At 45.0% G+C, this 13,425-nt stretch carries 14 protein-coding genes; 12 read left to right on the top strand and 2 right to left on the bottom strand.

The window, feature by feature from the left end; genetic code table 11:
• The first annotated feature begins 549 nt into the window (after positions 1-549).
• Positions 550-1,047, top strand: coding sequence for a hypothetical protein (locus NC796_RS05465; RefSeq protein ID WP_310682834.1), 498 nt, complete (start codon positions 550-552; stop codon positions 1,045-1,047).
• A gap of 6 nt (positions 1,048-1,053) precedes the next feature.
• Here the strand turns inward: NC796_RS05465 and NC796_RS05460 are convergent, their stop codons facing one another.
• Together NC796_RS05460 and NC796_RS05455 are read right to left on the bottom strand one after the other, a co-directional pair.
• Positions 1,054-1,281: a hypothetical protein gene (locus NC796_RS05460; protein WP_310682833.1), complete on the bottom strand. Its 228-nt coding sequence runs from the start codon at positions 1,279-1,281 to the stop codon at positions 1,054-1,056.
• Between the two features lie 43 nt (positions 1,282-1,324).
• Complete coding sequence (locus NC796_RS05455; RefSeq protein ID WP_310682832.1) at positions 1,325-2,341, bottom strand: hypothetical protein; 1,017 nt, start codon at positions 2,339-2,341, stop codon at positions 1,325-1,327.
• A gap of 319 nt (positions 2,342-2,660) precedes the next feature.
• Here NC796_RS05455 and rpsF point away from each other — a divergent pair, with 319 nt between their 5' ends.
• From rpsF to NC796_RS05400, 11 genes are all read left to right on the top strand, one after another.
• Complete coding sequence (gene rpsF, locus NC796_RS05450; RefSeq protein WP_310682830.1) at positions 2,661-3,032, top strand: 30S ribosomal protein S6; 372 nt, start codon at positions 2,661-2,663, stop codon at positions 3,030-3,032.
• Positions 3,033-3,109: 77 nt separating this feature from the next.
• The gene (gene rpsR / locus NC796_RS05445; RefSeq protein WP_310682828.1) at positions 3,110-3,361 is read left to right on the top strand and encodes a 30S ribosomal protein S18; all 252 of its coding nucleotides are present in this window, start codon (positions 3,110-3,112) and stop codon (positions 3,359-3,361) included.
• A gap of 17 nt (positions 3,362-3,378) precedes the next feature.
• A complete protein-coding gene (gene rplI / locus NC796_RS05440) occupies positions 3,379-3,834 on the top strand; it encodes a 50S ribosomal protein L9 (protein ID WP_310682826.1) in 456 nt (151 codons plus the stop codon).
• Between the two features lie 40 nt (positions 3,835-3,874).
• Positions 3,875-5,878: a cytochrome c biogenesis protein CcdA gene (locus tag NC796_RS05435; RefSeq protein ID WP_310682824.1), complete on the top strand. Its 2,004-nt coding sequence runs from the start codon at positions 3,875-3,877 to the stop codon at positions 5,876-5,878.
• A 143-nt stretch (positions 5,879-6,021) separates the two neighbouring features.
• Complete coding sequence (locus tag NC796_RS05430) at positions 6,022-6,738, top strand: MotA/TolQ/ExbB proton channel family protein (RefSeq protein ID WP_310682822.1); 717 nt, start codon at positions 6,022-6,024, stop codon at positions 6,736-6,738.
• Between the two features lie 33 nt (positions 6,739-6,771).
• Positions 6,772-7,041 carry a hypothetical protein gene (locus NC796_RS05425; RefSeq protein ID WP_310682820.1) on the top strand — a complete coding sequence of 90 codons (270 nt, stop codon included), beginning with the start codon at positions 6,772-6,774 and terminating at the stop codon, positions 7,039-7,041.
• 12 nt (positions 7,042-7,053) lie between these two features.
• Positions 7,054-7,599 (top strand): biopolymer transporter ExbD, encoded by a 546-nt coding sequence (locus NC796_RS05420; RefSeq protein ID WP_310682818.1) that lies wholly within the window; start codon positions 7,054-7,056, stop codon positions 7,597-7,599.
• Between the two features lie 11 nt (positions 7,600-7,610).
• A complete protein-coding gene (locus tag NC796_RS05415) occupies positions 7,611-8,057 on the top strand; it encodes a biopolymer transporter ExbD (RefSeq protein WP_310682816.1) in 447 nt (148 codons plus the stop codon).
• Positions 8,058-8,139: 82 nt separating this feature from the next.
• Positions 8,140-9,174, top strand: a complete 1,035-nt coding sequence (gene thiL / locus NC796_RS05410; RefSeq protein WP_310682814.1) for a thiamine-phosphate kinase — start codon at positions 8,140-8,142, stop codon at positions 9,172-9,174.
• A 157-nt stretch (positions 9,175-9,331) separates the two neighbouring features.
• Positions 9,332-11,383 (top strand): ATP-dependent zinc metalloprotease FtsH, encoded by a 2,052-nt coding sequence (ftsH, locus tag NC796_RS05405; protein ID WP_310682812.1) that lies wholly within the window; start codon positions 9,332-9,334, stop codon positions 11,381-11,383.
• Positions 11,384-11,827: 444 nt separating this feature from the next.
• The gene (locus NC796_RS05400; protein WP_310682810.1) at positions 11,828-13,342 is read left to right on the top strand and encodes a hypothetical protein; all 1,515 of its coding nucleotides are present in this window, start codon (positions 11,828-11,830) and stop codon (positions 13,340-13,342) included.
• Positions 13,343-13,425 lie beyond the last annotated feature (83 nt).

Genomic DNA, 13,425 nt, shown 5'->3' with positions numbered 1-13,425 from the left:
TTTCTTCACGCCTTCGCTTCGTTTGCCCGGGCGGCGAACAAATCCGCAGGCCGGAGGAGATAAAATCCTATTTCAGTGGCAGTGCCCCCAAATCCAGAAAATCCCTGCTATATATGTCCTGAGGGGTAACTACTGTGGGAAAGCACCTTCTATGTAAAGGCGAAAGAGGGGAATATCTTGGATTTTTGGGTGGACAGTTTTTAGTCCGCCCACCGGTGGGGTTTTCCTCACCAAAAAATGAACACCCTATTCGCCGGTTATGAGTCGTTATCTTATGGTACGATGCAAGGTACTTGCCAGAACGTAACAAATGTAAGGCTTTGGAGAAATTAGCGGCAAATGATGCATTTGAATCACCCATTTAACCTTGTAAGACACTGGTAAAGAATGGCTTAGCATCCGTCTGAGGATGCCCTAATTATTAGGGGCCACGATCCCAAACCTTCTTCTCAAACTCGTGTTAACTACCCAAAGTTGTGTATTCTGAAATATTAGTAATTTCCTCCCGTTAATTCGGACAAAATCATAGGATTAAATCCTTCATGCCTTATGCGGATCGGAAAACATACATTCCGTGGCTTTCTTTTTTCATTGGTAGTTTTCCTGGCTTGTCAAGCCCCCGATGCTCAGGAGACAAGCATAATATCCGTTGAGCAGGAAAGTGTAGGGTACAGCGATGAAATCACTTTCCACTTCGAGAATATTACCGGGCAAACCATCGCTGTCATTACCACCGGTTGTGGTACCGATGAAGAGAAATACCTCCCCAGTTTTTTTGTTGAGAAAAGGGAACAACAAGAATGGGTCAGGGCGGGGGCACCCGTCTGCATTGCCATAGCGACCCCACCGATCCTTTTAGAATCCGGAGATACCAAAACTATCGATATTCCAGCAGATTTGGGCTTAGAAACGTCTCAAATTCCCGGGGAATTTCGCTACGTTTTTGATATCAGGACGACTGGGCCAAATGGCAATTCTCCCGGGGAATCCAAAATTGCAATTGCACAGAGAGTTTCACCGGCTGTTAGAATCGAGACCTCACAGTAAATTTATTTACTGGGCTCTAAACTCCCCGGAGACCTGCAGTTCAACGGGAATACCTTCGACTTCAGAAGGAAATTTTTTGCGCATGTTTTGAATATCTCCTTTTACTGATATGATAATGCCAACATCTCCTTTCCCGGTTATGCCAACGCCGACAGCCGTAACTTCTTCCTCAGCCATCCATTTTTTTTCATTCAGTCGTTTAACTTGTTTTGCTTTTTGGGTTCGTTCAGACATAACATGAGTCTTAAAGTAGGCTTGTCCCTAAAACTAAAAAATGTTAACTGGGAAGTGTGATCCCCAGGGCATCAAAAACATCCTGAATACGGTTTATTATAGTAGATGTATCGCTTCCGGCAAAAAGCAATCCCACCAGGTTGTCGTCATTGTCTAGCACGGCCGAGCCGCTGTCACCTCCCTGGCTCATGGAACCGGCAATTAACTGGTTTACAAATGTAGCAACCTTGTTAGATCCGTAGTTTACACGCACGCTTACATCAATCTGTTGAATCGTACCAGTCGTGAAACCTGTGGTCCTGCCACTTTTTTTAATTTCCATTCCCAATTCTGCTTCTCTTGTCCCAGCGATTGTTCCGATCTCAAGAATCCTGTTTTCCACATCATCAACGTCCAACGGTTGTGCAATAGCTGCATCCACCAGGTTTTCATTCTGCTGTATTCGAACAGGCTTCATCCGCACCGTGCTGCCAACGCCAGCTGCCAGAGCATTTAACATTTTGGCTATAGCACGGGATGTACCGCAACCGGGATGTGAAGACCCATTATCCCCATCAAAGTGTATAGGTACGAATTCACCCAGCGTTGCTATTTGATCCTGTGGATTGCGCCCGCCGTCAATCGGACCGGGCTGCAGTATCGCGTCCCCGACATCCGCTTCATTACTGTTTGCCAGCACATGATTGTTTGACAGGATGTAGAGCGTACCTTCTTTTTCGACAAGGCAACCCAGGGTGCCCGCAGTGATATCTTTATGTCCGATACTTACCCCGCCAGGTGCAGGGCGAAATCGATCGGTTGGGTCTTGTCGCGCAACAAAAGGTCCGGTAGGCACTACGTCAGTTTGAACGCCATCGACGTTAGATGGTATTATATCTTCTCGCCCCAGCTTGCTGATCGCTTTTTTAATTTCCACTGAACAAATAATTCCCAATTCGTCAGTAAGGCGGCCATTTTTTATTTTATACCCAATACCGGTGGCAACAACGTTGGGTTTATCCATGAGCATTGAGCGCTGCTCTTTTAGTTTACTCCGAATGGTTTTAAGGTCTGAATTCATACTGGGTAGAGATTAGTTGATGTTTCATCAGTACGTAAGGTCGTTACCAAGCTATCCCTTTTTATAAATATATAAAAAATAGTTATTTACGATAATTTTAAGGAGATGCATTATTTTGGGAATTATCCCCTTAGCCAACTAGAACTATCAAGACGGAACTTTGGTAAATGATTGGAATTAATCGCAAAAAGCTATATTTTTGCCTGCCTGTTCAAACTGCTTTGAATATTGAATAGATTGCAGTTGCGAACATCACCTGCTGTCTCAAAACGATTGGGACGGCTGTTTTCAACGAAAACAACCAAAGGAAACCTTTCAAATGAGTAAAAACTATTACGAATTAACCTATATTATAAATCCCGTATTGGAGGATGATGAGTTCTCCGAGATCGTCAACAAATTCACCGATTTTATAAGAGACAACGAAGGTGAGATTGATGAAGTTGATGAGTGGGGGATCCGCAAGTTTGAGCATGAGATGAAAGGCAAAAACAGTGGATATTATGTAAATGCCTATTTTAATGCCCCCGGCGAACTGATTGAAAAGCTGGAACGCCAACTGCGGCTGGATGATAATGTGATCCGGTACCTGACGCTTAAATATGATGCCAAGATGCTGCGCCATCGTGAGCAGCAGCGAAAGGGCACCGTTCCCAATGTGTTTGCCCAAGAAGAGGAAGAGGAAGATTAACAGGAATTTATTTCACTTTTGTATCCCAACATTCATTCGGGGATTAAAGTGATTACGAAAAGAAGAGATAACCAATTATGATTAAGAATCCATCACATCCGAAGAAAGGCCAGATACGCACGCGAGAGTGTAAAATTACAAAAGCTGGTCTCGAGTATATTGATTACAAAGATACTGAACTGTTACTGCGCTTTATGAACGACCAGGGGAAAATTCTGCCCCGTCGTGTAACCGGAACCAGTGCCAAGTATCAGCGGCAACTGGCCACGGCTATTAAGCGAGCCCGTTTTCTTGGCTTGGTCCCATACGTAGCAGAGAACCTCAGATAAAAAAAGGATTTGTATCTATGCCTAAACAGATGAAATTGATTTTAAAAGAAGATGTGGAAAAATTGGGCGATGCCGGAGAGGTAGTTGAGGTAAAGCCCGGTTATGGCCGAAACTATTTGATTCCCCAGGGTAAAGCCGAAATCGCGACGCCCGGTGCCATCAAGCAGCTCAATCTAATCAAGGAAAAAGCGGCTCGTCGTGCAGAGCTCACCATTGAAAAAGCACAGGAGATGGCCGAACGACTTGAAACGACGTCGGTCACTATTCCTGTTACAGTGGGAGAAGACGAAAAGATCCACGGCTCCGTTACTACACAAGATATTGCTGATGCACTCGCGGAACGCGATATTGAAATTGACAAGCGTAAGATTTCGCTTGATGAGGACATCAAAACGCTTGGAGAATATACGGCTACCATAAACTTGATCAGTGAGATTAAAACTCAAATTAAAGTTTGGGTAGTCAAAGAGTAACTATCGGTCCGGTGATATCACCGAAACCTAACTGACTACCATGAAAAGATGTCTTACTTTCGCGATGGGGATTGTACTACTTGTACTCTCCCCATTTTGTATTCAAGCTCAAATGTTGGACCCGGTCTCATTTGAGGTGACCCAAAGCCCTGAAACAGTGCAGGCGGGAGAACCTTTTGAGATTACCATATCAACAACAATAGAGGGTAAATGGCATCTGTATTCCGTCAATAACGATCCCGATGCGGGTCCTTATCCCACCCAGTTTTCTTCGGCGAACCCGCAACTGGTCGTGGCGGGAAAAGTTAAAGAATCCGAGCCTTCCATTGAATACGACCCCAATTTCGACACGGAGTTAGGGTGGCACACCTCGCAAGCGACGTTCACTGTCCCGCTCGCTTTTAAAACCGATGCCAGCGGCAGCACCATGATTGATCTCGAGGTGCTCTACCAGGTCTGTGATGATAAAGCCTGTCTGCCGCCCAAGAAGAAATCTGTGACCCAGGCAATTTCTATTTCTGGAGTAGCCTCGCAGCCGTATGGCGGTTTTTCTGAGGCCGAAGGCTCGGGGGGGACGAGTGGGGCTCCTGGAAACTCACCTTCTGATAATGCCAATAGTGAAAGTATAGAACAGGGGACCAACCAGCCCACGACCAGCGGCTACACAAGTGGTGGATTTTTCTCTTTTATCTGGATCGCCCTGACCGCGGGATTTGCCGCTTTGCTTACGCCCTGTGTCTTCCCTATGATTCCTCTGACGGTTTCATTTTTTTCCAAACAAAATGAAGGAAATAACAAGCGTGCAGTGGGACAGGCCCTGCTGTTTGGCGTAGCCATTGTAGCCACGTTTACTGTTTTGGGAGCATTGTTGGCTGCGTTAATCGGTGCCTCTGGGGCCAACCAGTTTGCTGCTAATCCCTGGGTGAACCTTTTTATTGGAATAGTACTCATTGTTTTTGCCCTGAGTCTGTTGGGCATGTTTGAACTGCGATTGCCCTACCAGCTTACGAACTGGTTGAACCGGAAGAGCAATGAGAGTTCCGGTATTATGGGCGTGCTCTTCATGGCATTGACGATTAGTGCTGTTTCTTTTTCATGCACAGCGCCATTTGTCGGGGGCGTGCTGGCAGCCACGACAGGAGGGGAGTGGTTCTACCCGATTATCGGCATGGCGGGCTTTTCAGCGGCATTTGCATCACCGTTCGTCCTTTTTGCACTGTTTCCCCGCTGGCTGGAGTCTTTACCCAAGAGTGGCTCCTGGATGAACGTGGTGAAAGTACTGCTCGGATTTATTGAATTGGCTGCTGCCTTTAAGTTTTTCTCAAATGCCGATCTGGTCTGGCAGTGGGGCATCGTATCACGTCCGCTAACTATTGCCGCATGGATTACGATCTTTTTCCTTGCCGGGCTATACATCATTGGAACCTATTCGCTTAAGCATGAAAATAAGCCGGGACAGATCGGTACAGGACGACTGATGCTGGCTATTCCTTTTTTCCTGTTCAGCTTTTATTTGATTCCCGGATTGCTCGGTGCTTCTCTCGGCATCTGGGATGCATGGCTACCACCAAAGCAAGCCACGGATGTGAGCGTTGTCTATTCTATCGCACAAACGGGCGGTGCAAAAAATTCAGCGGAAGGCGATATGGAGGGATGGTCGGATGATTACCAGGCCTCCATAGAAAAAGCCAAACAGAATGGAGAGCCCATATTCATAGATTTTACGGGCTATACCTGCACAAATTGCCGTGCAATGGAGACAAATGTATTTCCACTGGAGGAAGTGCAAAATCGATTTGCAAAAATGGAAAAAGTTCGGCTTTATACGGATGACGGGATTGATGGACCGGAGAATCAACAGTTTCAATTTAAATTAACGGGAACCGTTGCTCTGCCTACATATGTAATTGTCGATCCAAATTCGGGCAAAGTGCTCGATCAACTGGTCGGCTATGCCGATAAAGACAAATTCAAAAAATTTCTTGATAACGGTTTAGGCAGGTTTACTTCGCAATCGGAGAGTTCCGCTGCATTGGTGAATTGATAATTGTAAATCCTTTTAAAGGACCCATTTAATCCAAATTAGTGGGCTTGTTATTTTGACATTTAAATCAAAATGATCTATCATTTTGCATCTTTATAAGCCCGTAATCATTAAATTTAATAATATATAATTGGAGTAATCGTATGACATCGTCAATAGCTCTCTTACTGCTTCAAGCTGGAGCTGATCAAGGCTTTTTCAATGTAATTGTTCAAAGGTTCAATGAGGGTGGTACCTTCATGTGGCCAGTATTGGTGGCACTCATTCTTGGATTAGCCATTTTCCTAGAGCGAATAATTACATTGAACTTAGCTGATATTGATACCCGAAAATTCATCGTCAACGTCCAGGAAGCACTACAAGAAGGCGGCGTGCCTGCGGCAAAGGAACTGTGTGCTGAAACACGAGGTCCTATTGCTTCTGTTTTCCAAGCTGGTCTGATGCGTGTAGATGAAGGTATTGAGGCAGCTGAAAAAGGTATTTCAGCCTACGGATCCATCGAAATGAGTTTTCTTGAGCGTGGATTGGTATGGTTATCACTGTTTATTGCTATCGCTCCTCTGCTTGGATTTACCGGTACTGTTGTTGGTATGATTGAGGCGTTCGATGCTATTGAGCAAGCGGGCGACATTTCACCAAGTTTGGTAGCCGGTGGTATTAAAACTGCGCTTCTTACTACTGCTGCAGGACTTATCGCAGGTATTATTCTGCAGGTGGGTTATAACTATTGTGTCTCGAAAATTGACCGCCTCATTGCGGAGATGGAAGAGAGCTCAATTACGCTTATCGACTCTATTGTCGCCCTGAAAGAAGGCGAACAAATTATCGATACCAGTGAAGGCCCAGCCGAAGCTGAATAATAATCTGTATTTTAAAAAGTTAAAGGTATAGTTATGACTGCAGTAATTGGAATTGGAATTGCAATCGGGCTAATTGGGATCGGTATTTTGGCAATGATTGTTGCTGGTATTAAGAGTTTAACAACCGGCAAGCAAGATATGAAGAGAATCATCACCATTTTAGTTCCTTTTGCAGTTTTCGGAATTATTTTTGGTGTAGCAGGTGAATTGGTAGATGCAGCTATCGGTACCATGTTGTTTATGATTGCTGCTATGATGCTGTTTATGCTGCTTACCGGATTGCGTAGCACATTTAATCTTTAATAGCAACGCGTTATGATTGGAAAGAAAAGAAAAAGGGAAGAGCCGGAACTCGGCGGTGCAGGGATGTCAGATATTGCTTTTCTGCTGCTAATATTTTTCCTGCTGGTAACAACTATCGACGTTGATACGGGAATTGGATTGGTGTTGCCTCCGGAACCGGAGCAAGATCAAGAGCCACCACCTATTAAAGAGCGTAATATGCTCAAGATATTGGTAAATGCTCAGGGTATGGTTCTGCTTGATGAGGAGCCCACTTCGCTTTCGGAAGTAAAACAAAAGGTCAAAGATTTTATTGACAACCGAGGACAGGATCCCAACCTGTCTGAATCACCTGACAAAGCAATTGTTTCTATCAAGACCGACAGGCAAACACCATACTCGGTCTACATAGATATGCTTGATGAGGTGGTGGGGGCTTATGAAGAGTTGCGGAATACGGCAGCTCAGTCCCGGTTTGGTAAGTCTTACGAATCACTGGGAGAGAACAGTGCAGAAAGGCAACAAGTCCAGGACATTTACCCCAAGAAAATTTCAATCGCAGAGCCAGACCAAGGGTAAGGAAATCTATTATGGCACATTTCAAAAAAAAATCTGCTAATACTAAGCAGGAGATTCCGACATCGGCAATGCCCGATATCGTATTTATGCTGCTGATTTTCTTTATGGTGACAACGGTTCTCCGGGAAGTGACCTTGCAGGTTCAAGTTGACTTTACCCAGGCCGAGAATATTGAGAAAATCGAGCAAAAACGCTTGGTAAGTTATATCTACATCGGGCCAGAAAAATTATCTGGTAATTCATTAGGTGAAACGAAAGTGCAAATCGATGACACCCTGATTGATGATCTGGGTTCAATCCGAAACATGATGTATGATAAGCTCCAGGAGCAACCCAAGCTTATTGTTTCCCTTCGGGTTGACGAAGATTCCGAGTTCGGTATTGTTACCGACGTTGAGCAGGAACTTCGCAAGGCGGGCACTCTTCGTATTAACTACTCTACTCACCGTGAGGACTAACTGATACAAGCTTACATTTAATTTTAAAGGCAGTGCACCATTTTGTGCCTGCCTTTTTTATTTAACCAAATTTACATTTTTTGTGGATAAAGATTCCTTCCGAAGTATAGAATCAATTGGACGTTACAGGCTAATAGAAGAACTTTCAGAGCAGACTGCCTTCCGTAATGACAAAGTCATAAAGGGGATCGGCGATGACTCTGCTGTTATAGATGAAACCCAAACCTATGCTGGGTTACTATCCTCCGAATCGTTCCTTGAGGGTGTCAATTTTGATCTGACATATACCCCTTTGCATCATCTCGGGTATAAAATTGTTACCGCGGCCGTCAGCGATATTTATGCGATGAACGGTACACCTGACTCCGTTTTGATCAATTTAGGACTGCCCAATAAGCTGTCTGTGGATATGGTAAATGAGATATATAAGGGCGTAGATGCCGCATCCAACGATTATGGGGTTGAAGTTGCCGGTGGAGATCTCACTGCTTCACACCAGATTTTGTCGTTGTCAATAACGGCCCATGGGCGAGCAGAGAAGGAGTACCTGGTTTATCGTTCAGGTGCTAAAATTGATGAAGCGGTTTGTGTTACTGGCGATGTCGGCGGGGCTATAGCTGGACTCCGAATTTTGATGAGAGAAAAGAAATTCTGGGAAGAACACCAGCAGGATCAATTTCAGCCTGATCTGGGAGATTATGAATATGTTGTTAAGCGGCAGCTGGTGCCGGTTGCCCGCCGCGATTTTATAGACAAAATTGCTGAGCTGGAAATGCAGCCTGGGGCAATGATTGACTTGACACAAGGTCTAGTCAGTGACCTTCACCAGCTTGCCGATGCCTCAAATGTCGGAGCTCATATTTATCAAGCAGCACTTCCCATTGCTATTGAGACCCGACAGGTGGCAGATGAAATGAAAGAAGATGTTGACAAATACGCACTTTACGGGGGAGAAGATTTTGAACTCCTGTTTACCCTGCCTAAGGAACAAGTGGAAAAATTAGCTGATGAATTCCAGGACTTTGTGGTGATCGGCAAGATTACCCCAAAAGAAGAAGGTGTCAAGATGCAGCGCCAGGATGGGGAACTGATCAGTTTTGAAGAACAAGAGAGTTAAATTTGATATCGGCCAATAAAATTCAAATATACACACGAGGCATTCCGTTATAGCTGGCTGGAACGTTTTACCAGCTCTTTGTGTAAGACAGAATAAATTAAAAAAAGTGGTATATTAGATTGAATTTGCTGAAATAAATAAGTTTGGAAATCAATAGATGTCTAACCAGTCTGACAAAAATAATAATTCTTCTGATTTAAAAGACAAGCTGAAGGGGGATAATAAATCTCCGAGGCTTTCAATTTGGATCTATCTTGTGGTCCTGCTCGTACTGTTCGGCATTCAATTCTATTTTATGACGCCGGAAGCTGGTAGCCGAATTATGTACAGCCAGTTCCTTGAATATGTAGAAGAAGGCTATGTAGAGAAAATAACGATCACAAACGGCGCCCAAATTAAAGGGCAGTATACCGAGAAAGCTATACAGCAGGGGATCGTTAAGCCTCCTGAACAGGATCAACAGTGGCAACTAACCAGCCAAAACCAAACACCCAGTTTCAGTACGACGATGCTGGAGGGCGATGAGATACGCCCGATTCTTGATGCGAACAACGTTGAGTATGATGTGAGAATTGAAGAGGATTGGTTCAGCGGTATTCTAATCTGGCTGATCCCGATCGGCCTCGCCATTGCATTTTGGATATTCATCTTCCGCCGAATGAATCCTGGTCAGCAGGTTCTTAATATCGGAAAGAACAAAGCTTCGTTGTATGACAAGCAGAGCGATAATAAGGTATCGTTTAAAGATGTTGCCGGTCTGCAGGAGGCCAAGGCGGAAGTTGAGGAGGTCGTTGAATTCCTGAAGAATCCCAAGAAATTTACCAAACTCGGTGGTACCCTCCCTAAAGGAGTTCTGCTAGTGGGGCCTCCTGGTACAGGTAAGACGCTTCTGGCCAAAGCTACGGCCGGGGAAGCGGATGTCCCGTTTTTCAGTCTGAGTGGCTCCGACTTTGTTGAAATGTTTGTCGGTGTTGGGGCCGCGCGGGTGCGTGACCTTTTCAAGCAGGCCAAAGAAAAAGCGCCATGCATCATCTTTATTGACGAAATTGATGCGATTGGAAGAAGCCGCGGACGTGGCATGATGATGGGTTCGAACGACGAACGCGAGAATACCCTGAACCAGCTTCTCAGCGAGATGGACGGCTTCAATTCTGATAAGGGGGTCATCATTATGGCGGCCACAAACCGTCCTGATGTGCTTGATACCGCATTGTTGCGACCCGGAAGGTTTGATCGCCAAATTCTGATTGATAAGCCGGACCTGAATGGGCGGGTACAAGTTCTTGAAGTACATGCCCGGAATTTAAAGCTGTCTGACGATATTGATCTCAAACTACTGGCCTCGCAAACGCCTGGCTTTGCAGGTGCGGAACTTGCCAATCTTTGCAATGAAGCAGCCCTGCTAGCGGCACGCCGTGGAAAAGAGTCGGTTGAAATGGTTGATTTCCAGGATTCTATTGAACGTGTTATTGCCGGGTTGGAGAAAAAGAATAAGCTTATTAGTCCCGAAGAGCGACGTATTGTGGCATATCACGAAGCAGGTCATGCTATCGTGGGATGGTATCTCGAGCACACGGACCCTGTACTTAAAGTGAGTATCGTTCCGCGAGGATTGGCTGCGTTGGGATATACTTTGCAGACACCGCTGGAAGATCGCTATCTGATGACAACAGAAGAGTTGGAGGACAAGATTTGTGCACTGCTTGGCGGTCGTGTTGCGGAAGAGCTTACCTTTGGAAAAATTTCTACCGGTGCTCAGAATGACCTGGAACGAATCACAAACATGGCATTTGCCATGGTCGCCGAATATGGCATGAGTGAAGAGTTGGGCTACATCTCACTGAAGGATTCCCAGAATCCGGAGAATAGCTATGGTTTTAATAAAAAATATTCTGAACAAACCTCGGAGCGTATTGATGGTGCGGTGAGCAAAATCATCAAAACGAATTATGAACGAACCAAAGAGCTGCTAACAAAGCAGGAAGACAAGCTGGAAAAAATGGCTCAAACCCTGCTGGAGAAAGAGGTGCTTAATCACAATGATCTCCGTGAACTGTTGGGCGAGCGACCACAGGGCCGCTATCCTGAGGGAATTTTTGATGGGGATCAATCGGCTGAAAAAGTAAATGGTAATCCGAACGGGTCTTCAGTTTCCGAGTCCAACTACCTTTCCGAATCAAAACAAGATTCCAGTAAAGAAGAAGAGTAATTATTTCGGGAGAGGAATTCTTCGGAATTCCTCTTCTTTATTTCCTTCCTTTTTCATCTTACGTAAGCTTCCTTCTCTTAAAGAGAGCTTCATTTAACACCAAGTTAACATACCACGCCCCTCTGGTAACATTCCCTTAAAATTACAGTAACTCAACAGTAACCCTGAATTAATACTGTTGCAATCTGAGTGTGCTATCCTTGGTTCCAACAGAGGTTGGAGTAATGAATTGATCAGTAAAACTAACCAACGTGGTCAGACATGAAGTCAAACCAAAGATGGATTTTTCGAGGTATCACAAGGTACCATCTCTTCATTCAAAGTTTGTTTTCAATAGGGCTTAATAATGATTTAGTAATACTGGTTTTAATTCATCCTAATCCCTCTCACATACCTTTTGGACCTTTCATTAATACATAAATAAATCCAATCAGATAACATATCATGAATATTAAATACTTACTAACACACTCAGTTAGCGTATTACTATTGTTAGCTCTGTTTGTCTCCTGTAGCGAGGATGACAATGGGACTGGCACCGAAGTAAATCCTCCCAGCGTGACAGCACCTGGATCCCAAAATACTCTCGTAGGTGAGTCTATTGAGATTACCTTCAATATAACTGCCGATGAAGGATATCAATCAGCTGAGGTTACAGCTCAAAACGGAACCGCCGAGATTACCTCCGAACCTGAAGCTGGTGCAACCAGTGGAGATGTAGTTGTTAACTATACCGGTGATGCCTCAGGGGCAGGTTCTGTTGAACTCACCGTTACTGATGCTGACGGAATGAGTCAAAAAGCCACGGCTGTAGTTTCAGTCAATGAAGAGGAGTCCACAATCCGAGTAGTTGACAATATTACCGAAGATACAACCTGGGAAAATGGCAAAATCTACATCCTTGGTGGTCGAATTATTGTTGAGCCCGGCGCTACACTTACCATCGAGGCTGGGGTTATTGTTAAAGGCGAAGCCGGTGCCGAAGCTAATGCCACGACACTACTTGTAGCTCGCGATGGTACCCTGAATGCAAACGGTACCGCTGAGCAACCCATTATCTTTACCTCTGTTGCCGACGAGATTACCCCTGAAGATGTTGACAATGGAAACTTCGCTAGTCCCAACCTTGATCCTACCGTTCGAGGACTCTGGGGCGGAGTTATTGTCCTCGGTAATGCTCCTATCTCAGTAGGAAGCGGAAGCGAAGCTCAAATTGAAGGTATTCCATCCTCTGAAACGCTTGCCCTCTATGGGGGAGATGATGCCGAAGACAGTTCAGGTTCACTCACTTACGTAACCATCCGTCATGGTGGAACCAACATTGGTGAAGGTAACGAGATCAATGGCTTGTCACTCGGTGGCGTTGGTAGTGGAACCACTATCGAAAACATCGAGATTGTGGCCAACCAGGATGACGGTGTTGAATGGTTCGGTGGAACGGTCAGTGTCAAGAATGTTCTGGTATGGAATAACGGAGATGATGCACTTGATACTGATCAAGCTTGGGCTGGTACTGTTGACAATGTAGTTACTATTAATCCTGCCGGTTCACTCATGGAGCTTGACGGTCCAGAGGGATCTTACACTGGTTCCGGTCATACAATCACGAACGTTACTGCTTATGCAGGAGCTGACACTGAGTTCCTGATTGATACGGACGATAACACCGATGTGAACGTAAATAACGTCCTGTTCATGTGGTCCTCAGAGTCTACTACCATGCTCGATGATAATTACTCAGAGTATGCAGATAACCAGAACGGTTATGCAATCACTTCGCTTGAGGCGGTACTTCCTTCAGGTACATTGTCAGACTTCTTCCCCAGCTCTCTAATAGACGCTGAAGAAGTATCTTCAGTATCAAGCTATTCTGAGGCTACTGTTGGTGCCGATGTAAGCGTATTTGGCTTTACATGGGCTAGCCAGTCAGGCGCACTCGCTGAAATTGGACTTGAATAATGTAACGTACGCATGTTTACCGGGTTTGCCTTTAGATCGCTAAAGGCAAACCCATTTAAAAAGAGAATAGAAGTTCAGCACAC

Source organism: Aliifodinibius sp. S!AR15-10 (assembly GCF_031569985.1).
In the GTDB taxonomy this organism is placed as follows: Bacteria; Bacteroidota; Rhodothermia; order Balneolales; family Balneolaceae; genus JAMQKA01.
The sequence above is the reverse complement of the archived record's forward strand: the minus strand, read 5'-3'. Positions and strand labels throughout refer to the sequence as shown.

Coding starts and splice junctions, on each gene's coding strand:
- NC796_RS05465 (WP_310682834.1), top strand. CDS start 550: ATGCGGATCGGAAAACATACATTCCGTGGCTTTCTTTTTTCATTGGTA.
- NC796_RS05460 (WP_310682833.1), bottom strand. CDS start 1,281: ATGTCTGAACGAACCCAAAAAGCAAAACAAGTTAAACGACTGAATGAA.
- NC796_RS05455 (WP_310682832.1), bottom strand. CDS start 2,341: ATGAATTCAGACCTTAAAACCATTCGGAGTAAACTAAAAGAGCAGCGC.
- rpsF (WP_310682830.1), top strand. CDS start 2,661: ATGAGTAAAAACTATTACGAATTAACCTATATTATAAATCCCGTATTG.
- rpsR (WP_310682828.1), top strand. CDS start 3,110: ATGATTAAGAATCCATCACATCCGAAGAAAGGCCAGATACGCACGCGA.
- rplI (WP_310682826.1), top strand. CDS start 3,379: ATGCCTAAACAGATGAAATTGATTTTAAAAGAAGATGTGGAAAAATTG.
- NC796_RS05435 (WP_310682824.1), top strand. CDS start 3,875: ATGAAAAGATGTCTTACTTTCGCGATGGGGATTGTACTACTTGTACTC.
- NC796_RS05430 (WP_310682822.1), top strand. CDS start 6,022: ATGACATCGTCAATAGCTCTCTTACTGCTTCAAGCTGGAGCTGATCAA.
- NC796_RS05425 (WP_310682820.1), top strand. CDS start 6,772: ATGACTGCAGTAATTGGAATTGGAATTGCAATCGGGCTAATTGGGATC.
- NC796_RS05420 (WP_310682818.1), top strand. CDS start 7,054: ATGATTGGAAAGAAAAGAAAAAGGGAAGAGCCGGAACTCGGCGGTGCA.
- NC796_RS05415 (WP_310682816.1), top strand. CDS start 7,611: ATGGCACATTTCAAAAAAAAATCTGCTAATACTAAGCAGGAGATTCCG.
- ftsH (WP_310682812.1), top strand. CDS start 9,332: ATGTCTAACCAGTCTGACAAAAATAATAATTCTTCTGATTTAAAAGAC.
- NC796_RS05400 (WP_310682810.1), top strand. CDS start 11,828: ATGAATATTAAATACTTACTAACACACTCAGTTAGCGTATTACTATTG.